Here is an 18,326-nt window from a genome sequence, read left to right on the forward strand (position 1 = left end):
CAATGATTTATTAAATTAGCCAATCTTACGTGCAATCCCACGTGTTTGCTGAGTGGACAAGGCTGAGCTAATCGCAACCCCACCCCCAATAATGGTAAAGACTGCCAACATAAAGAAGTTAAAGAAGTATTTATCAGGTGCTTCACCATTTAGAACAAGGGAGTTGATCAAATCAAATCCATCACTAAAGTCGAGTCCAAGCTGTTTAACTGCTTCTAAGGCATAGTCAAATTGGTGAACGAGAACAACAGTCACCAACAAGAGGATACTAGAAATAACTGCACCAAGTTTGCTAAATTTCTTCCCTAAGATCTCATAGCCTTTGACAACACAGATCCCAAGGATGAAACCAGCATAAAAAGCTACGTAGCCGAGACGGGCAATAAAAAGAGTCACAGCTCCTCCGATAATGGCACCAATAAAGGCACCGACTGATCCAAGAAGGACATTTTCTTTCTGACTATTATATGAATCGGTTTCAATTTTTAGTTGGGAACTCACAATTTGATAGTTTTCTTCATTCATCAAGAAGAGGGAATCTCCAATCTGGTAGAGACCAACCGGACCTTTTTCACCAGAGTAGCCACATACAGTGTAGAAACCATTGGTTTGTAAAAATTGCAGGATTTCTGTTAAGGCTTGGTGAATATTCTCAATCGTTTTTGCCTTGCTCATCCCAGCTTTTACAGTGAAAGTTGTGACATATTGGTTGAGGCTAACGCTCTTCAGAACAGAAGATTCTTTCACCATTTGCTGCAGTTGAGCCGCTGCATCTTCCGCATCATCACGAGAAACAGAAAGAGCAATGGTGAAGACATTTTTTGTGTCTGTCTCTCTCATTAAAAAGAAATACCCAGAGTTTTCACCATAAATAGATGAGGTTTGAGGATCAAACTGGAATCCAAGTTCCGTAGCAAGTTGATGACGTTCAAAGTCTTTCATTAGAATTACAATCTCCTTTACATTTCTATCTATCTTTTGAATAATTGTTTATTATCCTAAAATAATTTGATAGACAAATGATTTATAAAACTATTTTATCATAGATAAATAAAATTAGATAGACTAATTTAGCCTATCTAATCATTTTTTTCTTTGAATCAAGATTCACTAAGCTTCTACCTTCACACCAGTTGTGTCAATCTTTAATGAGAAAACCTGACCATTTAAAGCCTTAGACTCCAAGTCTTTGGCAAAGGCTTCTGCATGTTCAACTGGGAGCAAGGTCATAATGGTTGGACCTGCACCAGAAAGGTAAGTCGCATAAGCTTTATGTTGATGCGCAACCTCTTTCACTTGAGGGAACTCTGCAACTAGTTGTTGACGGTAGCGTTCATGGAAGCGATCGCCTTCGATGGCTTTTCCTGCGACTCTTAAGTCCCCCTTAGCAAGAGCAGCAATGGCCACGTTTGCAATCGAACTGGCTGCCACGGCTTCCTTATAAGACCATTCACTAGGAAGGACATTTCGGCTATCGCTGGTCTTGAGTTCGTAATTCGGAACAAAGGCCACTAGTGCACACTCAGGAAATGGAAGAACCAAATGATGGGTCTCCTGATCCACATAGCTTGCCACGACCAGATTTCCAAAAATAGCTGGCGCTACATTATCCGGATGACCTTCGATTTTTGTCGCGATCTCTAGTTTATCTTCATCGCTAAGGCATAAGTTGCCCAGTTGATTAGCCAACTCAATCCCCGCTACAATAACAGAGCTAGAGGAACCAAGACCACGCGCCAAAGGCACTTCACTAGTCATCTTGAGACGATGAGGAGGCAAATCGGATGCGACTTGGAGAGCAGTTTGAAGCAAGAGATTCTCTTCATCGCTTGGAATCTCCTCTCCTAAATCATGTTCAATCCACCAGTTTTCTTGCGCTTCTAGCACATCAATGGTCAAATACTTAGAAACAGCGATCCCAACAGAATCAAATCCTGGCCCTACATTGGCACTAGTCGCTGGTACTGTAATTCTCATCTTATTCTCCCAATACTTTAAAGGTATTCATAAGTTTGAAATTCGGCTCTGAATCCAGTTTTTCAACCAAGTTCTTGAATTGCGTCTGGTTGACTTGGTGGGTAATGATAACCACACTTGCAAATTGACCATCTGAGTCTTCTTGAAGGATTTGCTTGAAGGAAGCTCCTTCTGCATTAAAGATCTCCGCAAGACGTAAGATTTGACCAGTCGCATCTGGTGCCTTGATTGAGAAGTAATAATTGTTCTTCACATCTTCAGGCTTAGCCAATTGAAGCGGGCGGCTGTATTCGTTGAAGGCTTTACCGATTGTTCCTTCATTCAAACGACGAACAATGCGAACGATGTCAGCTACAACACTAGTCGCAGTTGGTTTTTGACCTGCCCCTGGTCCATAGTACATAGACTCACCAATCCCGATCGATTCCACATAGACCGCATTCATGACGTCGTTCACGCTAGCAAGTGGATGTTCTTTAGGAAGGAAGGTTGGTGTCACTTCTGCTGCAATCCCTGACTCTGTTTCAACAATCGAGCCGACCAACTTGATCACATAACCAAGGCTTTGGGCTACTGAGACATCTTGAGGAGTGATTTGGCTGATCCCTTTGTGCCCTACTTGGTCAAATTGGATGTTCATCCCAAAGGCAAATTGGCTCAAAATCACCATCTTATAAGCTGCATCGATTCCTTCAACGTCATTGGTCGGGTCACTTTCAGCGTAACCAAGTCGTTGTGCTTCTGCTAAAGCATCTTCATAAGTCCAGCCTTCTTCGACCATTTTGGTCATCATAAAGTTAGAAGTACCATTGACCACACCGAGAACTTTGGTCACCTTGTCAGATGCCAAGGAATTCACCAAGGTCCGAAGGATTGGAATTCCACCCGCTACGGCAGCTTCATAATAAAGGGCTACTTGGTGTTCTTTTGCAATCTCCAGCAACTCGCTTCCATGAACCGCAAGGAGGTCTTTGTTGGCAGAGACCACGTGCTTTCCTGCTTCAAGAGCGCGGGTGATAAAGGTCTTGGCTGGCTCAATCCGGCCCATCAACTCAACCACGATAGCAATATCTTTGTCTTCAATGATCTCATCGACATTGGTTACAAAATTGTAGTCATGGCCAGCTGCTTGCAAGCTTTCTTTCTCCGCATCATCGCGAACCAAGACCTTAGCAATCTCAATGTCATCCTGAGCGGCCTGACTGATCTTTTCATGATTTTCTTTTAATAAAAATGGTACGCCACTAGCAACTGTACCAAATCCTAGTAAGGCAATTTTAACAGACATATTGGTCTCCTTAAAAATCTAATATATTCCATTATATCAAAAACTAGGGCCTTCTGACTAGTTCTATGGTTCTCTTCCTCTAGAAGAACACTTCTCACCCAGATTAAAATCTTCTCATCAAACCAACTAGCATTCCATGCCTTCAAAAACAGCCTAGATCTCCTGAAATTTTAAGCCATTTGTAACTTTGTCTTTAAGAGATTTCATGACCCTATGATATAATGATATTGATAAAGAAAGGGGATCTCTATGAATCACCGAAAAAGACGTGTCCCAAAGAAAATACGATTACTACTGATGTTAAATGCTTTTCTTCTGTCTTGCATATTCTTTTTAGGGTTCCTCCTGTTAAAACAGGGGACTATTGCTGACAAGCAAGAAACAAATACAAGTCAGACGATGAGCCAGCAAGGGTCTACTACCAAATGGGTAAAACAAGAGCAACCTGTAAAAATCCCGATTCTCATGTACCACGCTGTTCACACGATGGCCCCTTCGGAAGAGGCCAATGCCAACCTCATTGTAGCACCAGAAACCTTCGAGAGTCATCTCAAAGCCTTAAAAGAGGCCGGTTACTACACCCTGACGCCCGAAGAAGCTTATCGCGCCCTTACAAAAAATGAACTGCCTGAAGGTGGCAAAGTCGTTTGGTTGACGTTCGATGATGGAATTTCAGACTTTTATACCATAGTCTATCCACTCCTAAAAAAATACCAAATGACCGCAACCAATAATATCATTACTTCATTTTCTGAAAAGGAAAAACCAAGCGTTCTAACCTTTGATCAAATCAAAGAAATGAAAGCACAAGGCCTTACTTTTGAGAGCCATACGGTATCCCACCCAGATTTGGCCCAATCAGATACTGCCACTCAAAAAGCTGAACTAGCCAATTCCAAACAAGTATTAGACAAGAAACTCAATCAAACCACGACCACCATTGTCTACCCCGCTGGTCGCTACTCTGACGTCACCATGGAACTAGCAAAAACCAATGGCTACAAAATGGGCTTGACAACCAACAATGGACTAGCTAGTTTAGATGATGGCCTCTACTCACTAAAACGTCTGCGGATCTTGCCTACTACGACAGCAGAAAACCTACTTGCAGAAATGCAAACCAATCCATAAGCATACAAAAAGCACGAGTCCGAGCGACTCGTGCTTTCTTTTTCCATAAAGGAGGCTTTTACTTAGACTTGATGTAGTTCACACCATCTGCTTTTGGTGCAACCGACTTACCAAAGAAGGCTGCTAGGACGATGATGGTCAATACATACGGCGCAATACGGAGGTAGACTCCTGGAATATGGGCAAGGAAAGGAATCTGCGTAGACACAACCGCCAAGGCTTGTGAAAGACCAAAGAATAGACTGGATAACATGGCACCGATTGGGTTCCATTTACCAAAGATCATAGCCGCTAGGGCGATAAATCCAGGTCCCACAATTGTAGTTGCTGAGAAATTGACAGATGCAGATTGTGCATACAAGGCACCCCCAACTCCTCCTAAAAATCCAGAGATGAGCACACCATAGTAACGCATGAGGTAAACATTAATCCCAAGGGTATCCGCAGCTTGTGGATGTTCACCAACTGAGCGAAGGCGAAGACCAAACTTCGTTTTAAACATGATAAACCAGGCTACAAATGAAAATCCAATCGCGACATATCCCATTAAGCTTGTATTCTTGAAGAAGATATCTCCAATAACAGGGATATCAGACAAGAAAGGAAAATCAAATTTACCAAATGACAAATCGATATTGTTGGTTTGACCTTTTCCGTAGATTGCTTTTACCAAAAAGACAGCTAAGGCAGGAGCCAACAGGTTCAATACCGTACCACTCACCACGTGGTCAGCACGGAAGTTAATAGTAGCTACAGCATGGATAGCGGAGAAAATGAGTCCAACCAAACCACCTGCAAGAAGAGATAGCCAGATGGTCATGCCACCAAGAGAGCTTGCAAAAGTCAAGTTAAACACGACACCAGTGAAGGCTCCCATAACCATGATACCTTCCAAACCGACATTAACGACACCAGCATGTTCGGAGTAGGCTCCTCCGATACTAGTGAAAATGAGGGGAGCAGCATAGACCAGCATATTCGATACAAGAATCGTTAGTATAGCAACAGTATTCATCCTTACTCTACTCCTTTCATTTGTTTTTTAGGCTTGATGTATTTTTCGATAATGTAATGAGCACTTACAAAGAAAATAATCGAAGCTGTCACAATATTGACAAGTTCTGGTGGAATGGTCGCTGTGGTCATACCTGGAGCACCTGTTTGCAAGGTTCCAAGCAAGAAGGCCGCAAAGACAATCCCAATAGGAGAATTGCTAGCAAGGAGGGCCACCGCCATCCCATTAAATCCAATAGCCAAGGAACCAGGTTGAACATAAATGTTCTGGAAGGTACCAATCCCTTCTACTGCTCCACCGATCCCACAGAGAGCACCTGAAATCACCATGGAAAGAATGATGATTCGTTTAGCAGACATCCCTGCATAATCGGAAGCATTCGGGTTAAGACCAACGGAACGGATTTCAAAACCAAGTGTTGTTTTCTTAATAATGAACCAAACTACTGCAACAGCAATCAAGGCGATAAAGATACCGATATTCATCCGTGACTTGGTTAATTCAGTCAGAAAGCCTAGACGATAACTTGCATTTGCCCCTACTGTGATACTGGATTCAGAATCGACCATGAACTTTTTAGGGAAGTTCCGGATGATTTCATTTCCAGCAAACAGGACGATGTAGTTCATCATAATGGTAACAATGACTTCACTCGTTCCTAAAAATGCTCGCAAGATACCTGGAATCAAACCAACAAAACCTCCTGCAATTGCAGCCACAAGGACTGTTAAAGGAATCATTAAGATACGAGGGATATCTGGGAAAGATAAAGCGAACCATACTGCCGCAATCCACCCAGCCAAGGCCTGTCCTGGTAAGCCAACATTGAAAAAACCAGCCCGGCTAGCTACTGCAAATCCGAGAGCGATCAACACCAGTGGTCCCATGGCACGGAAAATTTCACCCACATTTTTAATAGAACCAAAAGCTGTCTTGAAGAGTTCTTCATAACCCCAAAGGGCATCATAACCAAAGATCCACATGATGATGGCCCCGAGGATGATTCCTAGGATTACAGAAATAAAAGGAATAGCAATTTGTCTTGTGTTTTTATTCATTTGAAGCCTCCTTGATTTCTCCACCAGCCATTAGAATACCAAGCTCTTGTTTGTTGGTCTCAGATGGCTTCACAATACCTTGGATTTTTCCATCATGAATAACAGCAATCCGGTCTGATAGGTTTAGAATTTCATCTAATTCGAAGCTGACAACGAGGACGGCTTTTCCTTTATCACGTTCACTAATCAAACGTTTATGGATGTACTCAATCGCACCAACGTCCAATCCACGTGTCGGTTGGCTAACGATTAACAAATCTGGATTCCGATCAACTTCACGAGCAATAATAGCCTTTTGTTGATTTCCTCCTGATAGGGCACTTGCTGGAACAATCTCGTTGGCTGCACGAACATCAAATTCTTCCATCAACTTGCGGGCATATGAATTAATTTGATTGTAATTCAAAACACCGTTTTTGCTAAGTGGTTCTTTGTAGTAAGTTTGAAGTGCGATGTTTTCAGAAAGCATCATTTCGAGAACAAGACCATCACGATGACGATCCTCAGGAACGTGGCTGACATTCATTTCAGTAATCTTACGTGGGGAAAGGCCAACAACTTCTTGTCCTTTAATTTTAATACTGCCTGATTTGACTTTGCGTAGTCCAGTAATAGCCTGAATCAATTCACTCTGACCATTACCATCAATCCCTGCAATCCCTACAATTTCGCCTGCACGAACATCAAGAGATAGTTCTTTGACAGCAGGAACTCCACGGTTTTCATTTACGACTAAGTCAGAAATTTGAAGAACCACTTCTTTCGGTTGCGCTTCTTCCTTTTCTGTTACGAAAGAAACCGAGCGCCCAACCATCATCTCTGCCAAATCTTTATTGGTAGCACCTTCGATGCTAACGGTTTGAATGGATTTCCCACGACGAATAACTGTGACACGGTCCGCAACCGCACGAATTTCGTCCAGTTTGTGGGTGATGAGGATGATAGATTTCCCTTCTTTAACAAGGGCTTTCATGATATCCATCAACTCCAAAATTTCAGCAGGAGTTAGCACCGCTGTGGGCTCGTCGAAAATCAGAATATCAGCTCCGCGATAGAGTGTCTTCAAGATTTCTACACGTTGTTGAGCACCAACAGAAATATCTTCAACTTTTGCTGTAGGATCCACAGCCAAGCCGTAGCGTTCTGACAACTCAAGGATATCTGCATTAGCCTTTTTCAAATCTAATACACCTTTATTCGTTACTTCGCTACCAAGAATGATATTTTCTGCAACAGTGAAAGCTTCTACCAACATGAAGTGCTGGTGGACCATCCCGATCCCTAGAGAAGCAGCTTTTGAAGGAGAATCTAGTTTTTCAGACTTTCCATTGACCACAATTTCTCCGCTCGTTGGTTCCAAAAGACCAGCTAACATATTCATCAGGGTTGATTTCCCAGCTCCATTTTCACCAAGAAGTGCATGAATTTCACCTTTACGCAATTCGAGGTTGATTTTGTCGTTTGCGACAAATTCACCAAAAATTTTGGTAATTTCACGCATCTCAATGACGTTTTCGTGTGCCATTCGAATATTCCTTTCTAGAAAACTATATTTTATTTCAGTAGGACCTGCTAAACAAGTTAGTAGGTTCTATTGAGACAAAATGTCCCAACACCTCAAAAAAAGCGACCCAAGAAGGATGGATCGCTTCCGGAAGGTTCTTATTTCTCAGGTGCTTTTACGCTACCATCAATAATTTGTTTTTTAGCATCTTCTACAGCTTTTTTGGCATCTTTAGAAAGATTAGTAGTTGTCAAATCAACACCACCATCTTTCAAACCAAATGTAATCACTTTTCCACCTGGGAATTTGCCATCAGCAGTTTGAGTTGCGATTTCTTGAACAGTTTTACCAACTTGTTTCAAAGTAGAAGCCAATACGAAGTTAGATTCTTTACCATCTTTTGAAGTGTATTTACCTTCGTCAACTTGGTCACGGTCTACACCAATAACCCAAACTTTTTCGTCATCATTTTTCTTTTCATTCAAGTCTTTTGCTTCCTTGAAGACACCAGCTCCTGTACCACCAGCAGCTTGGTAAATGACGTCAGCTCCTGCAGCATATTGGGTCGCTGCAATAGTTCTACCTTTTTCAGGGTTGTTGAAGTCTTCAGCATATTGTACATCTACTGAAATGTCTTTGTTTACAGACTTCACGCCTGCTTCAAATCCTTTTTCAAAACGAGTGATAACTTCACCACGTGCTCCACCGATGAAACCAACTTTGTTTGTCTTCGTAGTTTTGGCAGCAGCAACCCCTGCAAGATAAGCAGCTTCATTATCCGCAAAAACAGCAGATGCTACGTTCTTCTTATCACCAACAACAGAGTCAATGATAACGTAGTTGATGTCAGCATTTTCATCTGCCGCAGCTGTTACAGCTGGAGCAAGTTTGTAACCAACACCGTAGACTAATTTGTAGCCGTTTGTAGCAGCTTGGCTGAAGTTATTTGCAAAATCTGCTTCACTTGTAGATTGGAAATAAGTAAATCCGTTATCTTTAGAAAGACCGTTTTCTTTCCCCCAAGCTTGTAGACCTTCCCATGCAGATTGGTTAAATGATTTATCATCAACACCACCTGTGTCAGTAACGATAGCAGCTTTTAAATCAGTTTTTGCATCTGAAGAATCTTTGCGTGACGCACGATTTCCACATGCAGCAAGTCCGATTGCAGCGACAGTTACTAGACCTAGGCCTAACCATTGTTTCTTGTTCATTTCTGAACCTCCTAAATAAGATATGCAACTAAGTTGCGGATTAATAAAAGGGTCAATAGACCGCCTTTACAGAAGTTACTAAGTAAGGTCTGTAAAGGAATATGGAAGCAATTCCTTGACCGTCATCACGACCGTCGATTTATCTTTGGCTACTAGAGTAACCGGTAAGTCTGGCTCGAAAAATTCAGCCATCACCTGGCGACAAGCACCACAGGGTGAAACTGGTTTTTCAGTCTGACCATAAATAATTAATTCCTTAAATGAACGCTCTCCTTCTGAAACAGCCTTAAAGATAGCTGTTCGCTCACCACAATTGGTCAAGCCGAAGCTAGCATTTTCAACATTGACGCCTGTATAAAGCTTTCCATCATCTGTCACAAGGACAGCACCGATTGGAAAATGTGAATAAGGTACATAAGCATTCTCACTTGTTTTTACAGCCAGGTCAATCAACTCAGTAGTCGCCATGGGCTACTTCTCCCTTCATAATGGCTACTCCAGAGGAAGTACCAATTCGGTTAGCACCCGCTTGGATCATGGCTTGAGCATCCTCATAGCTACGAGTCCCACCAGATGCTTTCACTCCCATATCAGGACCAACAACCTGACGCATGAGAGCCACATCCTCAACAGTTGCCCCACCAGTAGAAAATCCAGTTGAAGTTTTGACAAAGTCTGCTCCTGCCAATTTAGCAATCTGGCAAGCTACAATTTTTTCAGTTTCAGTCAATAAGCAGGTTTCGATGATCACTTTTACCAAGTGATCACCACTTGCATCCACAACAGCCTGAATATCCTCTTCTACTAAAGTAAGATTTTTTGATTTCAAGGCACCGATATTGATGACCATATCGATCTCATCGGCTCCATTTTGAATGGCATTTTGAGTTTCAAATGCTTTAACAGCAGGTGTGTTCGCGCCAAGAGGAAAACCAATCACTGTACACACTTTTACATCTGAATCCCGAAGTCCTTCAGCAGCGAAGTTGACCCAGGTCGGTTGCACACAAACACTCGCAAAATCATATTCTTTAGCTTCTTCGATCAAAGCCTCGATTTGTTCTTGTTGTGCATCAGGTTTTAATAGTGTGTGGTCTATGTATTTGTTTAATTTCATTAGTGAATCTCCCCTAAACGAATTACGAAACGATTTCAATAATCTCTGAAACGCTTACAACCTTGTCTAGTATTTTAACATTTTTTTGGAATTCTGCAATGTTTTTTTGACAAATTTCTAGGTTTGTATAAATAGTTGCAACAAGATCCCCTTTTTGAACAGGATCCCCGACTTTCTTAGCAAAAACAATCCCTGACTCATAGTCTAAAACATCTGATTTAACCGCTCTTCCAGCCCCCAGACGCATTGCGAAGAGTCCGTGTTCCATAGCAGGCAATGCTGCAATATAGCCATCCGCTTCTGCATAGACAGGTACTTGTTCTTTTACCTGAGCTGGACGGTAGAGATCTTCCAAATCTCCACCTTGAGTAAGGACCATTTCCTCAAACTTCTTCAGAGCTTTGCCAGCTGTCAAATGTTGTTTGATTTCTTCCAAGCTAGCCGTCACCCCACCAAGCTCCAACATAATTTGAGCCAATTCGCAAATGAAGTGGGTCACGTCTTCTCTACCTTTGCCTTGAAGAATATCTAAGGCTTCAAGAATTTCCAAACGGTTCCCAATGCTGGTTCCCAAAGGCTGGCTCATATCCGTCAAGACAGCAATAGTCTTGCGACCGACAGCATTTCCAAGATCCACCATGGTGCGGGCCAGTTCACGCGCTTCTTCGATGGTCTTCATAAAGGCCCCTTCTCCAACAGTCACATCCAGAAGAATGGCATCTGCTCCAGCAGCAATCTTCTTACTCATGACGGAACTCGCAATTAAGGGAATCGTGTCAACTGTTGCTGTCACATCCCGAAGCGCATAGAGAAGCTTATCCGCTAAGACCAATTGGTCAGACTGTCCGATAACAGAAAGTCCAATATCTTGTACTTGCTTGATAAACTCTTCTTGAGTCCGCTCGATTTGGAATCCTTTAATGGACTCTAGCTTATCAATGGTCCCCCCTGTATGTCCAAGGCCACGACCACTCATCTTAGCTACTGGGACACCAAAGCTCGCCACTAGAGGGGCCAGTACAATCGTTACTTTATCCCCTACACCACCTGTCGAGTGTTTGTCCACCTTGATGCCTTTAATAGCAGAGAGGTCGAATTGCTCCCCTGTTTCCACCATCTTCATGGTCAAATCGGAGATTTCTCGCGTCGTCATCCCTTTGAAGTAAACCGCCATGGCAAAGGCAGCCATTTGATAGTCCGGTACTGTTCTAGTCACATAGCCTTCAATCAGCCAGTGAATTTCTTCTTTAGTCAATTCAATGCCATCACGTTTTTTCTGAATGATATCTACAGCTCTCATGTGACTTTCTCACTCCTTAAAATATAATAACCCTTGTCTTTTTTAAGAATTTCACAGTTTCCAAAGACTTCTTCCATCTTTGCCTTCGCACTTGGAGCACCCTGTTTTTTCTGAATGACAATGGTTAAATCGCCACCAGGTTTCAAATGATCAAAGCTTCCAGAAAGTACTTCATGAACGACCTTTTTCCCGGCTCGAATCGGAGGGTTACTGATAATATGGTCAAAACATCCCTCAACCTGATCATAGACATTGGATTGGAAGATAGTAGCTTGAACTTGATTGAAAGCCGCATTTTTCTGAGCCAGATCAAGGGCACGTGTATTGACGTCTACCATAGTTGCATGAACCCCTTGCGCCTTGGCCAAAGAGAGACCAAGTGGACCATAGCCGCAACCAATGTCCAAAACCGTCTCTCCTGGCTGAAAAGACAGACAAGACAAGAGGACTTGGCTTCCAAAGTCGATCATTTTCTTACTAAAAACACCGGCATCCGTCAAAAATTTCATCCGCTCTCCTAGAAGGACCACATGTAACTCATGGATATCATGTTGAGCATCTGGATGTTCATCATAGTACATTTTACTCATATTAGCATTATAGCATAATTTAACCTATTTTTAAATCGTTTACAGAAAACAACAAAACTGTTATACTAAAGGTCACTATGGAGGAAAGGCTTGCAATGGATAAAGAATTTCTACACTTCGAAAAAATCAATCGACAAACTTGGCAAAATCTCCACCGAAAATCAACTCCTCCTCTATCTGAAGAGGAATTGAATTCCATCAAGAGTTTTAATGACCTCATTAGTTTACAAGATGTAACAGACATTTATTTACCCCTGACACACTTAATTCAAATTTACAAAAAAGCAAAAGAAGACTTAGCCTTCTCTAAAGGCATCTTCCTCCAACAGGAAAGCAAAAAACAGCCTTTTATGATTGGCATTTCAGGGTCTGTGGCTGTCGGCAAATCAACGACTAGCCGCCTCCTTCAAATCCTTCTTTCTCGAACCTTTTCCAGTTCTACAGTGGAGCTAGTGACGACAGATGGCTTCTTATATCCCAATGCTACCTTGATTGAACAAGACATTCTCAATCGCAAGGGCTTCCCTGAAAGTTATGATATGGAACTTCTCTTGGATTTCCTGAATCAGCTAAAAAATGGTCAGAGTTACCAGATTCCCGTTTATTCTCACGAGATTTATGATATCGTCCCTGACCAGAAGCAAACCATCCAAGCTGCAGACTTCATTATTGTTGAAGGGATCAACGTTTTTCAGAATCCTCAAAATGATCGCCTCTATATGACGGACTTCTTTGACTTCTCCATCTATGTGGATGCTGAGGTTGCCAACATTGAGTCCTGGTATATTGACCGCTTTAAAAAATTGTTGGACCGTGCGAAGGATGATCCAAGCAACTACTACCATCGCTTTACCAAGCAACCAGAAGCTGAAGTCCTAGCCTTCGCTCATCAGGTTTGGGAGTCGATCAACCTCTTAAATCTAAAAGACTATATCGAGCCCACTCGGAACCGTGCTGAACTGATTCTGCACAAATCTGCCAACCATGAAATCGACGAAATCTATCTCAAGCGATAAGAGTTTTAGTACAAAACGAACTCTAAGAGATAGCGTTTCGAAGAAAAATTAGTTTGGGCTTGTCAAAAGAAAAGTTTTCAGATATAATAAGAGAGTTAGAATATCATTGGAGGTGAAAAAATTGGCAAACATTAAATCAGCTATCAAACGCGCTGAATTGAACGTTAAACACAACGAAAAAAACTCAGCTCAAAAATCAGCTATGCGTACTGCAATCAAAGCTTTTGAAGCAAACCCATCTGAAGAACTTTACCGCGCTGCTAGCTCAGCTATCGATAAAGCAGAAACTAAAGGTTTGATCCACAAAAACAAAGCTAGCCGTGATAAAGCACGTCTTGCAGCGAAACTTGGTTAATCAAGAATTGCATACAAAATGAGCTCTCCGGAGCTTTTTTTGTTGCTTCCATATGAGGAGATACGATGAAAATTACGATTATCGGCTATTCTGGATCAGGAAAATCTACTCTTGCAAAGACCCTTGCTGATCACTATCAACTTTCACTGCTTCACCTAGACCGTCTGCAATTCCTTCCGAATTGGCAGGACAATGACCCTGACAAGATGGAGCAAGAAGTCCTTACTTTTTTAGATACCAAAGAAAACTGGGTCATTGATGGCAACTATGCTTGGTGCCAATACGAGCGCAGATTGGAAGAGTCCGACTGGATTATTTTCCTAAATTTCTCCCGTTGGAACTGCCTTTATCGAGCTTGGAAGCGGGCCCGTCACTTCCGAGGTCAAGTTAGAGACAGCATGGCAACTGGTTGCATTGAAAAATTAGACTGGGAATTCATCCGCTGGGTTCTTTGGGATGGTCGCCAAGCCAGACAGGTCACACGCTATCAGACTGTCGGCCAAACCTATTCAGACAAATTCATCGCTCTCAAAAACCAAAAAGAACTAGACCGTTTCCTAAATAAAGTCAAAAATGACCTACTAGAGTCGAAATAATCACTCGATCTAGTAGATCATTTTTTATTTTCTTTTCTTTTGAGGAAACAAGGGAAGACCCAAGGAGGCCATCTTCTCCGCCGGTACCTTCATGCCATCCTTAATCCATTTAGCTAAGACAGAGACAATGGCTGAGCTGAGGAAGGAATTTAAATAACTAGCTGGTTCTTGTGAGGATTTCTGAGTTTTACTTCTCTTTTCCAGAAATTCATAAACAGCCTTGGTGAGTAGTTTTTCAAAATTATAATCGACGGCCAAGCTGATAATGCGGGCTTCCTTTTTGGCCTCTTTAAAGAGATAAACCCAAATCTGGTACAAATCGGTCTTAAAATTATAGCCTTCCAAAGACTTGGTAATCTTCGAAACAGTTGATTGGAAGATGGATTCGAGCAATTCTTCTTTTGACTCATAATTTCGGTAAAAAGCTGCACGAGAAACGCCTGCTCTCTCCACCAATTCTGAAATGGTAATCTTTTTCAAGTCCTTTTTATCCAACAACTGAAGCAAGGAAATCTCCAAGGATTCCCGTGTGATGGCATTGCTTTCTTGGTTAGACCGTTTCAAATTTTCTAAGGATTTTTCGGATATCTTTCTTTCTGCCATAACACTTACTTTCTATCTGTATCATCTGAATGTATCTGCTTTCAGAGAATGCAACTTCATGATATAATTGTAAGAAAAGACTAACCACTTGTCAATGAACAATTATTTACATTTTGAGGTAATAAAAATGACATGGAAAATTATTGCAGATTCTGGCTGTGATTATCGTACTTATGAAAGTGCTGCACCAGATACTAGCTTTGTTTCAGTTCCCCTTACCATTCAAGTTGGTGAGAGCATCTATACAGACGACGCGAATCTGGATACAGATAAAATGATGGAAGATATGTATGCAACGACTACTGCTTCCAAATCAGCTTGTCCTAGTCCTGATGACTATATGAGAGCCTTTGAGGGAGCTGACAATATTATCGTTGTTACCATCACTGGTACTTTGTCTGGTAGCCACAATAGTGCTCAAGTCGCTAAAAAACTTTATCAAGAAGATCATCCGACTACCAACATTCACGTGATTGATAGCTTATCAGCTGGTGGTGAAGTGGATTTAATCATTCGCAAACTCCATCAATTAATTGCCCAAGACCTTGACTTTGATCAAGTGGTCGAAGTCATCACCAAATACCAAGAGAAAACCAAACTGATCTTTGTCCTTGCTAAGGTCGATAATTTGGTCAAAAATGGTCGACTCAATAAAATTATCGGAACCGTTGTCGGTCTCTTAAATATCCGTATGGTCGGTCAAGCCAGCGATACCGGGACCCTTGAGCTTCTCCATAAAGCCCGTGGCCAAAAGAAAGCTATTTCCACTACTTTTGAAGAAATGCTCAAAGCTGGCTACAAGGGGGGGCATATCACCATCGCTCACCGTCGCAATGATAAATTCGTAGAACAACTCTCTGCTTTGGTCCATGAAAAATACGCCAATGCGGATATCGAAGTCCTTCCGACCTCTGGTCTATGTAGCTTCTATGCTGAAGAAGGCGGCCTCTTAATCGGCTATGAAATCTAAATCAACATAAATTCAAAAGAGGCTGGGACAAAAGTCCTAGCCTCTCAATTGTCCTTGGATTGTCGAGCAAGACGCAGTGGTTGAGTGGGCTCTACTACGCTGATTTCATCAACTTTTACAGCCCTACTCAACTGTGCGGAGGTGGGACGACGAAATCGAATTCTAACGAATGACCGATTTCTATCCCACTCTCTTTTTTATTCACCAATTTCTTGGTTAAATTTGTAGAAAGTATTCTTATAAATAAGATAAGTCGCAAGAGTTCCAATACCCGCGATGAGAAGATAAATCACACTTGCAATCAAGGTGGTGAAAGCCTCAGCGGATAGATAGAAAGTAAAGCCTATTAGGACGAGCATGACGATAATAAAGACGAAAATCAACAACCCTCTTAAGGCAGCATTTCCTCTATTCCGGTTCATCAGATCCGTTACAGTCGACCAATTGGTCGTTAAGAGCTTGTAGTCTCGTCGAAAAGCGATCACACTCAAACTCAAACTGGTCAAAAACCAAATCAAAAGCATAGCTAGAAGAGAGAGGGGATGAACCCCAAAGTAACTGGACACCCCTACTAAAAGCACAATCGGCAAAGCAGACTGAACAGAAAAGAGAATCCAAAACTTCTTCAAACAATAGTGTTTAAAATCAATCGGAAGGGCACGAAGATAAGCGAAATTTTCCCGCTCCAAGGAAATCCCGATACTGGTCAAGCTTTCTACAGAGTTGAATACTCCGATCATGAAAGCGATAAGAGACAAAGGAAGTAAATATTGGGGCGTGAGGTAGTTTTCAATTTGAAGGGAAGCTCGCGATGCCCCTAAAAACAAGCCAAAGGTGAAAAGATAAGGAAAGATCGCCATCATAAAGATGACCTGCGTCAGCAAGGTACCATCACTCAGAAGCCGTTTATGATAGGAAACGGTAAAGCGATGGAAGGCCTTCTGATCTCCTACCTTCATCTGGCTCACCCGCTCCTTGACCGCATGGCTGGAAGAAACCTCAAGGGCAGCATCATAGAAATGAGGCAAGACCTGACTTTTGACCAGTAAAATGAGGACTGCTAAAACCAGGACCCAAGCCAACATCCCAAGCAGAGCACCTGAATCCAAAGGATTCAAGATAAAGGTATGAAAGACCTCTATCGGAGGGAAAATACTTGGTTGAGTAACCAGATCACCAGCTACCGAATGCTCTGATTGGAGCATATTGATATAGAGATAAGCTCCAATGGAAATAAGACTACTCAAGCCAATGATGACGTTTGACACCAAACTCGTGTGCTTCTTAAAGATAGCCGATTTGGTAATCAAGTGGGATAAGAACAAGGTGCCCAAGAAGAGGATGGAGAGGAGAATCATGGCACAAAGAAGGCCAAGAAAGAGCCCCACTAGGATATTTCCCCCTGCTTGGATAGGCAGGATGATGAAATAACTGATCATTGGAAGCAAGGCCATCAAGAGCACTAAAATGACTGAAATACTCTTTCCTGCAATGACTTCTGCATCCGAAAAAGCATAAGGACGGTAAAATTGCAAATCCTTGCTCTCGTAAAAAACATTGTAAAAACTCATCAAGCCTTGGGAGATCGTCAAGAGCCCAAAGAGTGTAATCATATTGACAAAGGGACCAGGGCTAGAGACGAAATTATTGGCACTCGAGAGAATCCCAAAAAGGAAAAGATAAAGAAGACCAATAAAAATATAGGTCCGAATGGACTGGGCAGAAACATTCACCTTTCTAGTCGGATTCTTTTCCTGCTTCTTACGAAATTTCGCTAATTGTGCAGGTTGAGTAGCATAGATGATGTTGACATCCACTAGGCGACGAACCATCTTAAGACGCATCTGGACTCACCTCTTCTCTTCGACCAGCAAGTCCAAGATAGATGGACTCTAGACTTTGTTCTGGGTGTTGTCCCTTCAGTTCCTCGATGGTTCCATAAAAGATGAGGTTTCCCTTCTTCAGGATGGCAATCTTATCACAGAGTTGCTCTGCCACTTCGAGGACATGGGTTGAAAAGATAACGGTATTCCCCTTATCTGCATGTTCCCGCATCATCTGCTTCAGGTCATAGGAGGCTTGTGGATCCAAACCAGTCATTGGCTCATCTAGAACCCAGATGGCTGGATCAGATAGGAGAGCTCCGATAACAAAGACCTTCTGGCGCATCCCATGAGAGAAAGACTCGATGACCTCATAGCGATGACTAGTAAAGTCAAAAAGATTGAGCAACTGCTCCAAGCGCTGATCACATTCCTCTTGGCTCATATCATAGGAAGTAGCAACCAACTCCCAAAATTCATTGGCTGTCAAACGTAGAAAAAGATCTGGCGAATCGGCTACATAACCAATTTTCTTTTTGATTTCTAATCGATTGCTGTAGAGATCCTTCCCATCGACTAGAATGCTACCTGTCGTCGGTGTAATGACACTGACCAGGCTCTTAATGGTCGTTGATTTTCCAGCACCATTATGGCCAATCAAGCCGACAATTTGCCCATCTTCAATGGTCAGATTCAAGTGGTTCAAGGCCAGATGCCCATCGTAATCTTTTGTGACTCCTTGAAATTCAATCATAGCTTCTCCTATTCC

At 42.2% G+C, this 18,326-nt stretch carries 19 protein-coding genes; 5 read left to right on the forward strand and 14 right to left on the reverse strand.

From position 1 onward, the window contains the following. Window positions 1-15: 15 nt before the first annotated feature. The 3 genes from D8785_RS06975 to D8785_RS06985 all read right to left on the reverse strand — a co-directional run bounded on the left by D8785_RS06975 (window position 16) and on the right by D8785_RS06985 (window position 3,265). Window positions 16-942, reverse strand: coding sequence for a hypothetical protein (locus D8785_RS06975; protein ID WP_125374940.1), 927 nt, complete (start codon window positions 940-942; stop codon window positions 16-18). A 168-nt stretch (window positions 943-1,110) separates the two neighbouring features. Then, window positions 1,111-1,977, reverse strand: a complete 867-nt coding sequence (thrB, locus tag D8785_RS06980; protein WP_125374941.1) for a homoserine kinase — start codon at window positions 1,975-1,977, stop codon at window positions 1,111-1,113. Window position 1,978: 1 nt separating this feature from the next. Then, window positions 1,979-3,265 (reverse strand): homoserine dehydrogenase, encoded by a 1,287-nt coding sequence (locus D8785_RS06985; RefSeq protein ID WP_125374942.1) that lies wholly within the window; start codon window positions 3,263-3,265, stop codon window positions 1,979-1,981. Window positions 3,266-3,514: 249 nt separating this feature from the next. Between D8785_RS06985 and D8785_RS06990 the strand changes: the two genes are divergently transcribed. Beyond that, the gene (locus D8785_RS06990) at window positions 3,515-4,396 is read left to right on the forward strand and encodes a polysaccharide deacetylase family protein (RefSeq protein ID WP_125374943.1); all 882 of its coding nucleotides are present in this window, start codon (window positions 3,515-3,517) and stop codon (window positions 4,394-4,396) included. Window positions 4,397-4,454: 58 nt separating this feature from the next. Here the strand turns inward: D8785_RS06990 and D8785_RS06995 are convergent, their stop codons facing one another. From D8785_RS06995 to D8785_RS07030, 8 genes are all read right to left on the reverse strand, one after another. Beyond that, complete coding sequence (locus tag D8785_RS06995; RefSeq protein WP_125374944.1) at window positions 4,455-5,411, reverse strand: ABC transporter permease; 957 nt, start codon at window positions 5,409-5,411, stop codon at window positions 4,455-4,457. Window positions 5,412-5,413: 2 nt separating this feature from the next. Next, a complete protein-coding gene (locus D8785_RS07000) occupies window positions 5,414-6,469 on the reverse strand; it encodes an ABC transporter permease (protein ID WP_023023702.1) in 1,056 nt (351 codons plus the stop codon). Then, a complete protein-coding gene (locus D8785_RS07005) occupies window positions 6,462-7,994 on the reverse strand; it encodes an ABC transporter ATP-binding protein (RefSeq protein ID WP_117744414.1) in 1,533 nt (510 codons plus the stop codon). The genes D8785_RS07000 and D8785_RS07005 overlap by 8 nt, the downstream gene beginning before the upstream one ends. Before the next feature lie 137 nt (window positions 7,995-8,131). Then, window positions 8,132-9,187 carry a BMP family lipoprotein gene (locus tag D8785_RS07010; RefSeq protein ID WP_125374945.1) on the reverse strand — a complete coding sequence of 352 codons (1,056 nt, stop codon included), beginning with the start codon at window positions 9,185-9,187 and terminating at the stop codon, window positions 8,132-8,134. Between the two features lie 78 nt (window positions 9,188-9,265). After that, on the reverse strand, window positions 9,266-9,655 hold the full coding sequence (locus D8785_RS07015) for a cytidine deaminase (RefSeq protein ID WP_023027005.1): 390 nt from the start codon (window positions 9,653-9,655) through the stop codon (window positions 9,266-9,268). Further along, window positions 9,642-10,304: a deoxyribose-phosphate aldolase gene (gene deoC, locus D8785_RS07020; protein ID WP_125374946.1), complete on the reverse strand. Its 663-nt coding sequence runs from the start codon at window positions 10,302-10,304 to the stop codon at window positions 9,642-9,644. Before deoC ends, D8785_RS07015 begins: the two co-directional genes overlap by 14 nt. A gap of 22 nt (window positions 10,305-10,326) precedes the next feature. Continuing rightward, the gene (locus D8785_RS07025; RefSeq protein WP_125374947.1) at window positions 10,327-11,604 is read right to left on the reverse strand and encodes a pyrimidine-nucleoside phosphorylase; all 1,278 of its coding nucleotides are present in this window, start codon (window positions 11,602-11,604) and stop codon (window positions 10,327-10,329) included. Further along, window positions 11,601-12,194, reverse strand: coding sequence for a class I SAM-dependent methyltransferase (locus D8785_RS07030; RefSeq protein ID WP_125374948.1), 594 nt, complete (start codon window positions 12,192-12,194; stop codon window positions 11,601-11,603). Before D8785_RS07030 ends, D8785_RS07025 begins: the two co-directional genes overlap by 4 nt. Before the next feature lie 95 nt (window positions 12,195-12,289). Here D8785_RS07030 and coaA point away from each other — a divergent pair, with 95 nt between their 5' ends. The 3 genes from coaA (at window position 12,290) to D8785_RS07045 (ending at window position 14,161) form a co-directional block, all read left to right on the forward strand. Then, window positions 12,290-13,210, forward strand: coding sequence for a type I pantothenate kinase (gene coaA / locus D8785_RS07035; RefSeq protein ID WP_120701809.1), 921 nt, complete (start codon window positions 12,290-12,292; stop codon window positions 13,208-13,210). A gap of 106 nt (window positions 13,211-13,316) precedes the next feature. Further along, window positions 13,317-13,565, forward strand: a complete 249-nt coding sequence (gene rpsT / locus D8785_RS07040; protein WP_023027010.1) for a 30S ribosomal protein S20 — start codon at window positions 13,317-13,319, stop codon at window positions 13,563-13,565. A gap of 65 nt (window positions 13,566-13,630) precedes the next feature. Next, a complete protein-coding gene (locus D8785_RS07045; RefSeq protein ID WP_023027011.1) occupies window positions 13,631-14,161 on the forward strand; it encodes a DNA topology modulation protein in 531 nt (176 codons plus the stop codon). A 24-nt stretch (window positions 14,162-14,185) separates the two neighbouring features. On the opposite strand, the gene D8785_RS07050 is transcribed toward D8785_RS07045, so the two are convergent. Next, entirely contained in the window at window positions 14,186-14,764 is a 579-nt protein-coding gene (locus D8785_RS07050) for a TetR/AcrR family transcriptional regulator (RefSeq protein WP_125374949.1), read from the reverse strand. A 127-nt stretch (window positions 14,765-14,891) separates the two neighbouring features. On the opposite strand from D8785_RS07050, the gene D8785_RS07055 reads away from it, so the two are divergent. Further along, window positions 14,892-15,734, forward strand: coding sequence for a DegV family protein (locus D8785_RS07055; protein ID WP_125374950.1), 843 nt, complete (start codon window positions 14,892-14,894; stop codon window positions 15,732-15,734). Between the two features lie 197 nt (window positions 15,735-15,931). Here the strand turns inward: D8785_RS07055 and D8785_RS07065 are convergent, their stop codons facing one another. After that, entirely contained in the window at window positions 15,932-17,578 is a 1,647-nt protein-coding gene (locus tag D8785_RS07065) for a hypothetical protein (protein ID WP_125374951.1), read from the reverse strand. After that, window positions 17,568-18,311 (reverse strand): ABC transporter ATP-binding protein, encoded by a 744-nt coding sequence (locus D8785_RS07070; protein WP_125374952.1) that lies wholly within the window; start codon window positions 18,309-18,311, stop codon window positions 17,568-17,570. The genes D8785_RS07065 and D8785_RS07070 overlap by 11 nt, the downstream gene beginning before the upstream one ends. Between the last annotated feature and the right edge of the window lie 15 nt (window positions 18,312-18,326).

Origin of the sequence: Streptococcus australis (assembly GCF_003943615.1) — a bacterium.
GTDB classification, from domain to species: domain Bacteria; phylum Bacillota; class Bacilli; order Lactobacillales; family Streptococcaceae; genus Streptococcus; species Streptococcus australis_C.

Excerpts from the sequence above, each read along its gene's own strand:
- D8785_RS06985 (WP_125374942.1), bottom strand. The coding sequence starts at position 3,265 with ATGTCTGTTAAAATTGCCTTACTAGGATTTGGTACAGTTGCTAGTGGC.
- thrB (WP_125374941.1), bottom strand. The coding sequence starts at position 1,977 with ATGAGAATTACAGTACCAGCGACTAGTGCCAATGTAGGGCCAGGATTT.
- D8785_RS07025 (WP_125374947.1), bottom strand. The coding sequence starts at position 11,604 with ATGAGAGCTGTAGATATCATTCAGAAAAAACGTGATGGCATTGAATTG.
- D8785_RS07010 (WP_125374945.1), bottom strand. The coding sequence starts at position 9,187 with ATGAACAAGAAACAATGGTTAGGCCTAGGTCTAGTAACTGTCGCTGCA.
- D8785_RS07015 (WP_023027005.1), bottom strand. The coding sequence starts at position 9,655 with ATGGCGACTACTGAGTTGATTGACCTGGCTGTAAAAACAAGTGAGAAT.
- coaA (WP_120701809.1), top strand. The coding sequence starts at position 12,290 with ATGGATAAAGAATTTCTACACTTCGAAAAAATCAATCGACAAACTTGG.
- D8785_RS06975 (WP_125374940.1), bottom strand. The coding sequence starts at position 942 with ATGAAAGACTTTGAACGTCATCAACTTGCTACGGAACTTGGATTCCAG.
- D8785_RS07055 (WP_125374950.1), top strand. The coding sequence starts at position 14,892 with ATGACATGGAAAATTATTGCAGATTCTGGCTGTGATTATCGTACTTAT.
- D8785_RS07005 (WP_117744414.1), bottom strand. The coding sequence starts at position 7,994 with ATGGCACACGAAAACGTCATTGAGATGCGTGAAATTACCAAAATTTTT.
- D8785_RS07030 (WP_125374948.1), bottom strand. The coding sequence starts at position 12,194 with ATGAGTAAAATGTACTATGATGAACATCCAGATGCTCAACATGATATC.
- D8785_RS06990 (WP_125374943.1), top strand. The coding sequence starts at position 3,515 with ATGAATCACCGAAAAAGACGTGTCCCAAAGAAAATACGATTACTACTG.
- D8785_RS07065 (WP_125374951.1), bottom strand. The coding sequence starts at position 17,578 with ATGCGTCTTAAGATGGTTCGTCGCCTAGTGGATGTCAACATCATCTAT.
- D8785_RS07050 (WP_125374949.1), bottom strand. The coding sequence starts at position 14,764 with ATGGCAGAAAGAAAGATATCCGAAAAATCCTTAGAAAATTTGAAACGG.
- deoC (WP_125374946.1), bottom strand. The coding sequence starts at position 10,304 with ATGAAATTAAACAAATACATAGACCACACACTATTAAAACCTGATGCA.
- D8785_RS07070 (WP_125374952.1), bottom strand. The coding sequence starts at position 18,311 with ATGATTGAATTTCAAGGAGTCACAAAAGATTACGATGGGCATCTGGCC.
- D8785_RS07045 (WP_023027011.1), top strand. The coding sequence starts at position 13,631 with ATGAAAATTACGATTATCGGCTATTCTGGATCAGGAAAATCTACTCTT.
- D8785_RS06995 (WP_125374944.1), bottom strand. The coding sequence starts at position 5,411 with ATGAATACTGTTGCTATACTAACGATTCTTGTATCGAATATGCTGGTC.
- D8785_RS07000 (WP_023023702.1), bottom strand. The coding sequence starts at position 6,469 with ATGAATAAAAACACAAGACAAATTGCTATTCCTTTTATTTCTGTAATC.